Below are 12,348 nucleotides of genomic sequence, written 5' to 3'. Positions count from 1 at the left end.
AGTTTACTACGCCTTTAGATTAACAGTGATTTAATAGGTTGCCAAGTGTCCAGATAACTTTGGCGGATTTACATCTTAAAGTTTTCTCCCAAGTACACCCGGCGAACACTTTCATTTTCGATAATTTCGCTCGGCAAGCCTTCCGCTAGGACGACGCCATCGCTGATGATGTAAGCGTGATCGCAAATACCTAGGGTCTCTCGAACATTATGGTCCGTAATGAGAACGCCAATATTACGATCTTTTAGGAATTTGATAATCCGCTGAATTTCTCCTACAGCAATTGGATCAACACCTGCGAATGGCTCATCAAGCAAAATAAACTGGGGGTTAGTTGCAAGCGCCCTTGCAATTTCAACACGTCTTCTCTCACCACCTGACAAGGATAAGGCAGGATTGTCGCGTAAATGGGTGATTTGTAATTCTTCTAATAGCGCATTTAATCTACCGTTCATTGCACTACGAGTCATTTTTTTACCATTGGCATCCACTTGGAGCTCTAACACTGCTTGAATGTTTTCTCGAACTGACAGTTTCCGAAAAATGGAGGCCTCTTGGGGTAGATAGGAGAGGCCCATGAAAGATCTTTCATGAATTGGCAACTTACTAATGAGCTTGCCATCGAGGGTAATCGTACCTTGATCCGCTGGGACTAAGCCAACAATCATGTAAAAAGAAGTGGTTTTACCAGCACCATTTGGGCCCAACAAACCTACAATTTCACCCCTTTTAACTTCAAGACTAACGTCTCGCACAACCGTTCTTTTGCCATATTTTTTTTGTAATCCCTTGGCAATCAGGGCTGAGCGAATCGGGCTATTGGCTAACATAGTTTGGCTTTACATCAAATAGTTTAGGGGATTCTTTATATTTCGGCGACAGTAATGATTTCGCAAAGTTCTGCTCGCCTTTGCTTACTGCTTGGTATTTTTCAGTAAATAGGTTGTATTGTATTTGATCCGCATTCAGTTTATCTCGCCAGTGTTTACCAGAGCTTCTCGATGTAAAAGCTTGACCAGTAATAATTAAGACATCAGTCCTTTCTTCATAGAGAATCAACTCCCCTTCGCCGTGAATAAACTCTATAGTGGTGCTATCTAGCTGTTGAGTAAACTCAGCTAATTGAGACGTGTCTCCAATGACGGAAATTTTTTGAAATCCATCAGGATCAACGACGACGACGGCTTTGGCCCCTTTAACTAAAATACTACCCCGTTGCACTATTACATGCCCAGTTAAAACATATTCTTGATTGACATCGTTAAAGTCGACTTTGTCAGCATTAAATTGAGTAGCTTTGCTTTGATCCGACTGAAGCGCCTGGGATGAATTAGAAATGCATGTCAACACCAGCAAAAAACCAATGAGCATGTGATGAAAGTCAAATCTGGTTACTCTCACAACATCACCTTTTAAATGAGTTGTTAGGCGCAATCACACCACTGACATCACCAAACATCAAAATTGACTGGCTAACATTGTCGTAGTCCGCACCCTTGGTTGCTGTAACAATCGATTCACCACGTTGAATTTTGACCGGAAGACGAGTCGATAGTCGATCATCATTAATGAATACTTCTAAATACTCAGAATTTAATTTAAAAAATGGATTAATGATTAATCCCGCGGAATTAATTTGATCGGGACGACTAACCAGAACATTTTTAAAAAGCTCGACGATATCCAGGTCGCCACTAATGTGAGCTGTTTCAGACCTCACTGTAGTTGGTTGCGCATTCTTGTTAAAAAGTCGTAATTGTGGTTTGAGCACATCAATGGAAGCATCATCTTCATAGTGCTTAAACTCTCGCCCTAATAAGCGATATTTTGTCGAACCATCAAGGTTTAAAACCGTTAATTTAGCCTCAGTAAAGACGTAATCGGGTTTATGCTCCTTACTTCTTGCAACAGTTGGTAATTCGGGCAGTATGTTTTTCTTGAGATACCAAAATGATAATAAGGTGAGGCTTGCTAATAACAGTATGGGAATTAACCGAACAATAAATCCAGTAACAGAATCTTTAACAGTTGAAAAAGTAAGTCGTTGATTCATCAGAGCGCTTGTCGAAGAAGTGGAGCGTATTTGTCTTGTGCTTTTAAAATCAAATCACATACCTCGCGAACTGCACCATTGCCACCAGGCAAACGGGTGATAAATCTAGCAATATTCAAGACTTCAACATGCGCTTGAGCGGGCGCCACAGGTAGCCCAACCCTGGCTAAAACGGACAAGTCCGGCCAATCATCACCCATTGCGGCACAAGCTTGATAGGGTAATCCTAGTTTTTCACGAAGAGATTCAAAGACCACTAATTTATCGTGGACACCTAAAAACACATGTTCGATGCCCAGAGCTTTTGCTCTTAAGGTCACCATTTCAGAGTTTCTACCAGAAATAATCGCACATTGGATACCATTTTCTACTAATAGCTTAATGCCATGGCCATCCAGGCTGTTAAAAACTTTAATATGCTCAAGACCGTCTGGACTAATAAAGAGGGAGCCATCCGTTAATACCCCATCAACATCTAATATGAGTAGTTGAATATGTTGAGCTCTTTCCAATGCTTGTGGGAAATTTGCTATTTGGTTCGTTAGGTAGATATCGCTCAAAATGCAGTCGCCTAGAGAATTTTGTTGGTAAGTAAGTCGTGCATATTTAAGGCACCAACTAATTTATTGTGTTGATCAACCACCACTAATTGGTTAATGCGATGGCGTTCCATGATTTCTAAAGCCTCTGCCGCCAAGACATCTTGCGAGACAGTTTTCGGCTGGAGTGTAATCACATCTGCAACCTTAACATCTTCAAGTTGTAATGTTTTTTCTAACAATCTACGTAAATCACCATCGGTAAACACACCTAAAACAGATTGGTTGATATCAGTGATGATGGTCATCCCCAATCTTTTTTTAGACATTTCTAATAAAAGATTTTTAAAGGAGTCGGTGACGGTATTCGTGGGAATATCATTGCCTGAGTGCATGATATCTCGGACTAATGTCAGCAATCTTTTACCTAAGCTGCCACCGGGATGAGACAAGGCAAAATCGCTTGCTTGGAAATTTTTTGCATCTAATAAGACCACCGCCAGTGCATCGCCCATCGCCAGAGTAGCTGTCGTGCTAGTGGTAGGTGCAAGATTTAGAGGACAAGCTTCTTTTTGAATGGCTACATTTAGATGAATATCCGCAAATTTTGCTAATGAAGATTCTGGTTTGCCAGTCATGGCAATGAGTTTAGCCCCCATCCGTTTAATTAATGGCACAATGGTCATCAATTCAGTCGCTTCTCCAGAGTAGGATAAGGCCAGAAAAACATCTTCAGATTGCACCATGCCTAGGTCGCCATGGCTTGCTTCTGCAGGATGGACAAAAAAGGCAGGTGAACCCGTTGAGGCGAAGGTTGCGGCAATTTTTCTGGCAATATGTCCTGATTTGCCTATGCCAGACACCACAATCCGGCCCCGACAATGCATTAAAAGATCAACGGCTTTTAAAAAAGCATCCCGTTGTTCTTGGTTATCAAACCGATTTTTCAGTAGTTGAATACCCTGAGATTCAATTTCAAGGGTATTCTTAGCCAAATTAGTGAAATGTTCACTTTGTTCGAATATCATAATATTTAGTATATGCCTTCTATTTTGCAAACCGCACTCATCTTATTGGCCTCAGCACTTGCTGGGGTACTAATAATACGCGCTAGTAAATTACCTCCTATTTTAGGTTATTTATTAGCAGGCCTTGTGATTGGTCCAAATGCTACTGCTCTAGCAGCTGATAGCACCATGTTAAAGAACTTTGCTGAGTTTGGGGTTGTTTTTCTGATGTTCTCGATTGGTTTAGAGTTTAATTTAAGCAAACTCAAGTCGATGAAGAGCATTGTTTTTGGATTTGGGGCCAGCCAGGTCTTCCTGACAATGTTTTTGACAATCCCAGCCGGATACTTACTACGTTTTTTTCTGCCCTTAAGCCTTCCTTGGCATGTCTTGTTTGCATTGGGGGGGGCTTTAGCCATGTCTTCAACAGCGATTGTGATCAAAGGACTTGCTGAAAAATTTGAGCTCGATACTCCCCACGGCAAAAATGTTGTTGGTGTACTGATCTTCCAGGATTTAGTGGTCATTTTCTTGCTCATCTTAATCCCCTCCTTAGATAAAAACTCAGGAGATATGGCCGTTGCTTTATCGTTAGCTGGAGTAAAAATAACAGTCGCCTTACTGTTAATTTTCGTTGTTGGAAAAAGTATCTTTAGTTCGTGGTTTAAGTTAGTGGCTAGTATGAAATCGCAAGAACTCTTCATGCTTAATGTCTTATTAGTGGTCATTGGCGTATCTGCCATCACTGAATATATCGGCTTATCAATGGCATTAGGGGCCTTTATGGCTGGTATGTTAATTGCTGAAACCCCTTATCGATTTCAAGTGGAAGAGGGCATTGAGTCTTTCCGAGATATTTTATTAGGGCTGTTTTTCATTTCCATCGGTATGTTGGTCGATTTCCATGTTGTTTTTAATCATTTCCATTTAGTCATATTCCTATTTTTTGGGGCGCTCATCCTGAAATTTGTGATTGTTGCTGGTTTGGCCAAGCGCTTCGGTGCTAGCTCTGCTGAGGCGATTAGAACGGGAATTTGTTTGACCCAAGCAGGTGAATTTGGTTTTGTTTTAATTCAACAGATTGATCAACTGGATTGGATTGTTCCTAGTGTTTCGCAGTCTGTCATTGCCGCAATGTTGTTATCGATGATGTTGGCACCAGTGTTGATTCAATTTAACGATAAGATTACTTTGAGATTCGTCAGGAATGAATGGTTTAATCAATCCCTTAATTTGACCAAAATTGCCTCACAAAGCTTGAAAAATTCAGATCATGTAATTATTTGTGGGTTTGGCATTTCTGGACAGCAGCTAGCAACCATCTTAGAGCAAGAACAAATTAAATATATCGCACTAGATGCGGACCCTGACCGAGTCAGTGATGCCAGTCAAGCCGGTAAATCTGTGGTTTACGGTGCTTCGCAAAGTAAAAACCATCTGATTGCAGCAGGTATCGTGCGAGCCAAAGCCGTGGTCATTACATTTCAAAATATCAACGAAACAATAAAAGTGATTCAACAAGTCGAATTATTACACCCAGGGATACCCATCATTGTTCGCGCAACCGATGAGACCGAAGTGGAAAAATTAGAATTAGTTGGCGCTACTCAAGTGATTCCTGAGAAAACGGAAGGTGGCTTGATGTTGTCGGCACAAGTTTTAACGGTAGTAGGTGTGCCGATTAAACGGGTTATAAGACGGGTGACTCAGGCTAGGGAAAATCGATACGGCGCATTGAAAGGCTTTTTTCCGAGTTTTGAAAATGATGACAGTGAAACCACCAACTCTTCAAGGTTACATTCTGTAAAGTTAAAAGCTAATACTCAGGGAGTCGGAAAAAACCTAGATTGGTTGCAGAAAGAGTCAGGAGCCGATTTGCATGCTATCCGTCGAAAAATCTCAGGATCCCACTCAAATTACAAGAACCTAGCCCCTGATGAAAGCATTACCTTTCAAGAAGAGGATATCCTTACTTTGCTAGGATCCCCCGATTGTTTAGAAAAAGCCGAAAAGAGATTACTGAAAATTCTAGTCTAGTCTATCAGCTACCTTATTTAGTTGGCTGCTTTTAGAAGCGGTTTCAAATATTTTCCAGTAAAGCTTTTTGGAGACTTTGCGATTTGCTCAGGACTGCCCTCTGCAATGATTAAACCGCCACCTGCACCGCCCTCTGGCCCCATATCAATAATCCAATCTGCTGTCTTAATTACATCCAAATTATGCTCAATGATGAGAATCGTATTGCCCTGCTTTCGCAAAGATTGGATGACTTCTAATAACAGTTGAATATCTTGGAAATGTAGGCCAGTCGTTGGCTCATCTAAGATGTACAGCGTTCTACCCGTATCTCGTTTGGATAGCTCCAATGATAGTTTGACGCGTTGGGCTTCACCACCGGACAAAGTGGTGGCACTTTGCCCTAATCGGACATAGCCCAAACCAACATCTAGCAGTGTTTTTAATTTTCTACGAACAATGGGCACCGCCTCAAAAAAGTCATGGGCTTGTTCAATTGTCATCGTTAGTACTTCGTGAATATTTTTACCTTTATAGCGAATATCTAAAGTTTCGCGGTTGTAACGTTTTCCATGGCAGACATCGCACGGGACATACACGTCGGGTAAAAAGTGCATTTCTACTTTAATAACGCCATCACCCTCACAGGTTTCACATCTACCGCCTTTGACGTTAAATGAAAATCTACCGGTTTCATAACCTCGTTCTCGTGCGGCTGGAACACCTGCGAATAATTCTCTGATTGGGGTAAATAACCCAGTATAAGTTGCAGGGTTGGAACGCGGAGTTCTACCAATGGGAGACTGGTCAACGCTAATAATCTTATCAAAATGTTCTAAGCCGTCAATTGATTTATAAGGCTCAGGCTCCGCATGGGAACCATATAAGTGTTGGGCGACTACATGATGCAGGGTATCGTTAATTAACGTGGACTTACCGGAGCCAGAAACACCTGTAATGCAGGTTAATAAGCCAACAGGAATTTTAGCGGTTACATTTTTTAAATTATTCCCGGTTGCGCCTTCAATCGTAATCCATCGATCATTGGGTTCAAGTCGCTTTTTAGGTACTTCAATTCTTTTTTTACCAGATAAGTACTGACCTGTTAAGGAGTCTGGGTTGGCTTCAATTTCTGCTGGAGTACCTTGTGCAATCACTTTTCCACCATGTACACCAGCGCCAGGGCCAATATCAATCACATGGTCAGACGCACGAATCATGTCTTCATCATGCTCTACAACCAATACGGAGTTCCCTAAGTCACGTAAATAAACTAACGTTTGGATTAAACGATCGTTATCGCGTTGATGCAGTCCAATGGATGGCTCATCTAACACGTACATGACGCCAGTTAAACCAGAACCAATTTGTGAAGCTAATCGAATACGTTGTGCTTCGCCACCAGATAGCGTATCGGCACTTCGATCTAAAGAGAGATAATCCAATCCGACATCATTTAAAAATTTGAGCCGAGAGGAAATTTCTTTAACAATTCGATCCGCAATTTCTCGTTTCGCACCTTTAAGATTTAACTCTGAAAAATACTGGTAAGCAGCTTTGAGAGGTAAGTTACTAATTTCAAAAATAGCTCTACTACTCTGTCCTTCACCAACTTTAACGAAGCGGGCTTCTTTACGAAGTCGGCTACCAGCACAGTCAGGGCAACTCTTTACATTTTGATATTTTGCTAATTCTTCACGAACTGCCGAAGAATCGGTCTCACGATAGCGCCTTTCAAAATTGGCGATAATCCCCTCAAAAGTATGTGGCTTGATAACTGGTACACCTTTTTCGTTCAGGTATTCAAAGTCAATCTTATTGGCCCCAGAACCGAAGAGGATCAAATCTTGAACTTTTTGACTTAAAAGTTCAAAGGGAACATCTAAATCAAACTTAGCAAAGTTTGCTAAGTTTTGGAGCAGGCGGAAATAAAATTGATTCCGACGATCCCATCCTTTAATTGCTCCTGAGGCCAGTGATAGTTCAGGGTGCATCACAATTCGTTTCGGATCGAAGAAGGAAATATGACCTAAACCATCGCAACTCGGGCATGCGCCCATTGGATTGTTAAAAGAGAATAATCGGGGTTCTAATTCTTGCAAGGCAAAAGAGCAAATAGGGCAAGCAAATTTATTAGAAAATAGTACTTCACCCTCGTTATCCATATCAACGATGAGCGCTCTACCATCAGCTAGTCGAAGGGCAGTTTCTAAAGACTCAGCTAAACGTTGCTTAATATCTTCTTTTACTTTGATACGATCAACTACTACTTCAATGGAGTGCTTATCGGTTTTTTTTAAGGTTGGTAGACTGTCGACTTCATATACCTTGGCTTTTGCCGTATTCGTTGTGCCACCACCTGAGCGAATTCGAAAGCGGACAAAGCCTTGCGCTTGTAGGTCTTCAAACAAATCCTCAAACTCGCCCTTACGATTAGAAACGATGGGGGCCATAATCATGAGCTTTGTATCTTCAGGCATCGCTAAAATATGGTCCACCATTTGCGAAACACTTTGGGCTTCTAGAGGTAGTTCATGTTCTGGGCAGTGAGGTGTCCCTGCACGGGCAAATAACAAACGTAAATAATCATGAATTTCAGTAACAGTACCAACAGTCGACCTTGGATTATGGCTAGTTGCCTTTTGTTCAATAGAAATTGCCGGCGAGAGCCCCTCAATGGAATCCACATCCGGTTTATCCATTAATTGTAAAAACTGCCTTGCATAGGCTGATAATGACTCTACGTAGCGACGTTGACCTTCCGCGTAAAGCGTGTCAAATGCCAAAGAGCTCTTGCCGGATCCTGAAAGACCTGTCAGTACTACGAGTTTATCTCTAGGGATATCAAGGTTAATGTTTTTAAGGTTGTGGGTTCGAGCGCCACGGATTTTAATTTCTTCGTTCATAATATATATGTGCTTATACTCAGCTTAACCCATTAATATAGCCTTAATTTATGAATCCGTCAGAACTTAGATCATCTATAGCCCTAGCTTGCGTCTTTGCCCTCAGAATGCTTGGGTTATTTTTGATTATTCCGATTTTTAGTTTGCACGCTAAAAATCTACCAAATGGCGATAACTCCACTTTGGTTGGCTTGACGATTGGTATTTATGCCATGGTCCAGGCTTTATTACATATTCCTTTAGGAATGTTGTCTGACCGTTATGGCCGAAAAACAATTGTTGCCTTTGGCTTGAGTTTATTTATTATTGGCGCATTAGTGGCCGCGAGTCATGATGATTTGTTTTGGATTTTGGCAGGTCGTGCAATCCAAGGAGCAGGTGCAATTTCTGCAGCTATTTCTGCCTGGGTTGCCGATTCAACTCGAGAAGAGGTGCGTACGCGCGCAATGGCAATTATCGGGGGTAGTATTGCTTTGAGTTTTGCCTTGTCAGTCATTATTGCTACGCCCTTATATGAGTTATTGGGTATGTCGGGAATCTTTGTAATGATGGCTTGTCTGGGTCTGGCTGCCTTGATTGTAACTATTCAATTTGTACCTTCCGCGCCAATGTTAAATCTTCCTCAACCAGAGGGCACGCAAAATAATTGGGATCGCTTTATGAAGGTTCTAAACAATTCCCAACTGGTTAAATTAAATTTAGGTGTATTACTCATCCATGCCACCCAGGTTGCTATGTTTATAGCTATTCCTCGCATGATGCTAGCCGATGGCCTTGATCTTCCTTCCCACTGGAAAATGTATATCACTGTTTTAATTCTTTCTTTAGTGGTGATGGCCCCAATGCTCATGAGAGCAGAGAAAAAGAATCAACTCGCCTTACTTTTAAAGGCTGGAGCATTTTTTGTGGTGTTCGCACAATTAATCTTTTTCGGCATTATCGGTATGGAAAATTTGAATCTATACGTTTTAGGATTTGGCTTGGTAATCTTTTTTACCGGCTTCAACATCCTAGAGTCCTTAATTCCTTCACTTATTTCTGTCATTGCTGGTGATAATCGCGGGGCTGGACTAGGTATTTACAACACTTCAATGTCTATCGGTTTGTTTTTAGGTGGAATTATGGGTGGATGGGTGTTCGGTCAGTTGGGAATTCAAGCCATATTTATGATTAGCTTAGGGTTAATGTTTGCTTGGTGGTTGTTAATTTTTAATATGACCGGATTGGTTAGAAAAGTAAAAGCCAGTCATTCGTAAGGGCGATTTTCGCTGGATTTCACCAGTTTCATTGGTAAAATGAAATCATTAGCATCAGTATTCATGAGTAGTACTCAATAATTTTTGGAGGTTGTTATGGCATCGGTAAATAAAGTAATCATTGTTGGAAATCTAGGAAAAGACCCAGAAACACGTTATCTACCGAGTGGTGATGCTGTTACTAATATCACTGTTGCAACCACCGATAAATATAAAGACAAAGCCACGAATGAGATGAAAGAACAAACCGAGTGGCATCGGATTACCTTTTTTGGAAAACTGGCTGAGGTTGTTGCTCAGTACCAGAAAAAAGGTTCTGCTATTTATGTGGAAGGAAAGCTTCGGACTAGAAAGTGGACTGACAATGCTGGGGTTGAAAAGTACTCCACTGATATTATTGCTGACTCTATGCAGATGCTAGGAGGTCGCTCTAGCGAGAGTAGTGCGCCTTCATCTAGTAGCTATCGAGAGCGTAATGATGCACCTTCGAGCTTGCCATCGAGCTCACCAAGTTCATCTTTAGGTGCAATGGATGACGATATTCCATTTTAAAGATGTAACTGCGATGTTTTGAGGATGAAATGTCAAAACCTAAAACCCATTTCTTGTAGAAGTGGGTTTTTTTTGTGCTAAATTAAATCAAAATATTACTTACTATAAATAACGGAGACAATATGTGGTTTTTCAAAAGAAAGCATCAGCTTAAGCAGACTCGCGCGCATTTGCGTACCGCTTCTTTAATTTCCCTATCGCTGCTTGCAACGGTAGGTCAGGCGCAACCGTCCGTAACTCCAAAATTACCACCGATGAATATTGTGGATATAGGTTCCTTTCATGTTGGTGGGCGGTTTGCTGAAGTCAGTGGTAAAGAAGTGAAAGATGTTGTCTTTACGCCAGGTGGAGCACCTGCGCGGCTTGATCCTAATGGGAAATATTTGGTTGAATCGATGTATGTGCAGTATTTCACCCCCAAAAATCTAAAAGCAAAATTACCAATTTTGTTATGGCATGGCGGTGGATTGACCGGGGTGACTTACGAGTCAACACCAGACGGTCGGGAAGGTTGGCAGCAGTACTTTATTCGGAATGGCTGGAAAACCTATGTTTCTGATGCTGTCGAGCGTGGTCGATCCGGCTTTGCATCTCCAGATATTTGGCCTTCCCCACCTCAGTACCTAACCATTGATAATCCTTGGAGTCGTTTTCGAATCGGTACAGGTGGGTGGAATGACGACCCTGCGCAAAGAAAACAATTTGCTGGCAGTCAGTTCCCAGCAGAAGGTTATTTGAATTTCATGCGTCAAGTAGTGCCACGCTGGACCAGCACAGATGAAGTGACGATTAAGGCCTATACAGAACTCGTCGATAAAGTCTGCCCTTGCGTAGTTTTAGTGCATAGTCAAGGTGGTCAGTTTGGACAAAAAGTTGCTCAAGCCAGACCAGACAAAGTAAAAGCTTTAGTGCTCGTTGAACCAGCGGGACTCGGTGACCCAGCCCCAGAAAAGTTGGCAGCCTTAAACGGGATGCCTATCTTGACAGTTTATGGAGATTACATTGATCAAGATTCTCGTTGGCCATCCATGAGGAAGGGGCAATTAGGACTGAATGAAAAATATACTGCTGCGGGTGCAAAAATTGATGTGATTAACTTGCCTGAGATCGGCATTAAGGGTAATTCTCACATGATGATGATGGATAAAAACAATATGCAAGTTGCGCAAGTCATTAATGACTGGCTCAAGAAAAAAGGTTTCACTCAGTAAACCCATTTTGTTTCATAGGGAATGTCCTTAGTTCAAACTGATTTTCAAAACCAGAAAATCAGTGCAAACTGAGGACACCTTTAAAAATAACGTAATGAATGAGGAGATGCACTATGAATAAAATGAAACTAAAAATATTGATAATGATATTGGTAGGTTTGCAAGCATCATTTGGTATGGCACAGCCAGCCCCAGATCCAGCTGATGATGTTCCTGATGCCATGCCATTCGATTTAGCACTAGGTACTCCGATTAATCTTGAACGTGCTGAAGCTGCTATTAATGCAGCAATCGCAGAAACAAAAAAACGTAACTGGAAAATGAATATCGCAGTGGTAGATGTCAATGGAGATTTAATTGTTTTCAAAAGAATGGACAATGCACAATTAGCTTCTATTGCTATTGCTGAACACAAAGCGAAGGCAGCAGCACGTTTTCGTCGTGAAACCAAGTTGTTTGAAAAGGGCATTAATATTGGTAAAAACAACAACATTATTACTTTAGACGGCGTTATCGCTTCTAGAGGCGGTATCCCGTTAGTTGAAAATGGAAAAATCATTGGTGCCATCGGTTGTTCAGGCGGCACAGGATCTCAGGATGAATTAGTTTGTAAAGCGGGCGCAGCGACATTGAGTAAGTAATTTAATAAATCTTACTAAAAATAGCAGAAAAGCCTCTCTGAGTTGAATCTCGGAGAGGCTTTAAATTTTATCCAATCGTGCGGAAAACCTCGCCGTTCAGGGCGAGGATGAATAGCACGGACAGCCTGTCTGTCCTTGACGTTTCTATCTTGTTAAAATAATAAATG

11 protein-coding genes are annotated in these 12,348 nt (G+C 41.5%); 5 read left to right on the top strand and 6 right to left on the bottom strand.

What is annotated here, in order from left to right; all coding sequences use genetic code 11:
• Positions 1 to 68 precede the first annotated feature (68 nt).
• Genes lptB through B8983_RS09525 form a run of 5 tightly spaced genes read right to left on the bottom strand, consistent with a single transcriptional unit; the run spans position 69 to position 3,620 of the window.
• Positions 69 to 830: an LPS export ABC transporter ATP-binding protein gene (lptB, locus tag B8983_RS09545; RefSeq protein ID WP_084283927.1), complete on the bottom strand. Its 762-nt coding sequence runs from the start codon at positions 828 to 830 to the stop codon at positions 69 to 71.
• On the bottom strand, positions 817 to 1,401 hold the full coding sequence (locus B8983_RS09540; protein WP_143736156.1) for an LptA/OstA family protein: 585 nt from the start codon (positions 1,399 to 1,401) through the stop codon (positions 817 to 819). Before B8983_RS09540 ends, lptB begins: the two co-directional genes overlap by 14 nt.
• Before the next feature lie 4 nt (positions 1,402 to 1,405).
• Positions 1,406 to 2,053: an LPS export ABC transporter periplasmic protein LptC gene (gene lptC / locus B8983_RS09535; protein WP_084283925.1), complete on the bottom strand. Its 648-nt coding sequence runs from the start codon at positions 2,051 to 2,053 to the stop codon at positions 1,406 to 1,408.
• Positions 2,053 to 2,613 carry a KdsC family phosphatase gene (locus B8983_RS09530; RefSeq protein WP_234986996.1) on the bottom strand — a complete coding sequence of 187 codons (561 nt, stop codon included), beginning with the start codon at positions 2,611 to 2,613 and terminating at the stop codon, positions 2,053 to 2,055. Before B8983_RS09530 ends, lptC begins: the two co-directional genes overlap by 1 nt.
• An 11-nt stretch (positions 2,614 to 2,624) precedes the next feature.
• A complete protein-coding gene (locus B8983_RS09525; protein ID WP_084283923.1) occupies positions 2,625 to 3,620 on the bottom strand; it encodes a KpsF/GutQ family sugar-phosphate isomerase in 996 nt (331 codons plus the stop codon).
• A 12-nt stretch (positions 3,621 to 3,632) separates the two neighbouring features.
• On the opposite strand from B8983_RS09525, the gene B8983_RS09520 reads away from it, so the two are divergent.
• Positions 3,633 to 5,636 (top strand): cation:proton antiporter, encoded by a 2,004-nt coding sequence (locus B8983_RS09520; RefSeq protein WP_084283922.1) that lies wholly within the window; start codon positions 3,633 to 3,635, stop codon positions 5,634 to 5,636.
• 17 nt (positions 5,637 to 5,653) lie between these two features.
• On the opposite strand, the gene uvrA is transcribed toward B8983_RS09520, so the two are convergent.
• On the bottom strand, positions 5,654 to 8,521 hold the full coding sequence (gene uvrA, locus B8983_RS09515; protein ID WP_084283921.1) for an excinuclease ABC subunit UvrA: 2,868 nt from the start codon (positions 8,519 to 8,521) through the stop codon (positions 5,654 to 5,656).
• A gap of 50 nt (positions 8,522 to 8,571) precedes the next feature.
• Here uvrA and B8983_RS09510 point away from each other — a divergent pair, with 50 nt between their 5' ends.
• The 4 genes from B8983_RS09510 to B8983_RS09495 all read left to right on the top strand — a co-directional run bounded on the left by B8983_RS09510 (position 8,572) and on the right by B8983_RS09495 (position 12,181).
• Positions 8,572 to 9,777 (top strand): MFS transporter, encoded by a 1,206-nt coding sequence (locus tag B8983_RS09510; protein WP_084283920.1) that lies wholly within the window; start codon positions 8,572 to 8,574, stop codon positions 9,775 to 9,777.
• A 96-nt stretch (positions 9,778 to 9,873) separates the two neighbouring features.
• The gene (gene ssb, locus B8983_RS09505) at positions 9,874 to 10,329 is read left to right on the top strand and encodes a single-stranded DNA-binding protein (protein ID WP_084283919.1); all 456 of its coding nucleotides are present in this window, start codon (positions 9,874 to 9,876) and stop codon (positions 10,327 to 10,329) included.
• A gap of 122 nt (positions 10,330 to 10,451) precedes the next feature.
• On the top strand, positions 10,452 to 11,540 hold the full coding sequence (locus B8983_RS09500; protein WP_084283918.1) for an alpha/beta hydrolase: 1,089 nt from the start codon (positions 10,452 to 10,454) through the stop codon (positions 11,538 to 11,540).
• Positions 11,541 to 11,653: 113 nt separating this feature from the next.
• The gene (locus tag B8983_RS09495; protein WP_200806888.1) at positions 11,654 to 12,181 is read left to right on the top strand and encodes a GlcG/HbpS family heme-binding protein; all 528 of its coding nucleotides are present in this window, start codon (positions 11,654 to 11,656) and stop codon (positions 12,179 to 12,181) included.
• The last annotated feature ends 167 nt before the right edge of the window (positions 12,182 to 12,348 follow it).

The organism is Polynucleobacter kasalickyi, assembly GCF_900176405.1.
GTDB lineage: Bacteria > Pseudomonadota > Gammaproteobacteria > Burkholderiales > Burkholderiaceae > Polynucleobacter > Polynucleobacter kasalickyi.
The sequence above is the reverse complement of the archived record's forward strand: the minus strand, read 5'-3'. Positions and strand labels throughout refer to the sequence as shown.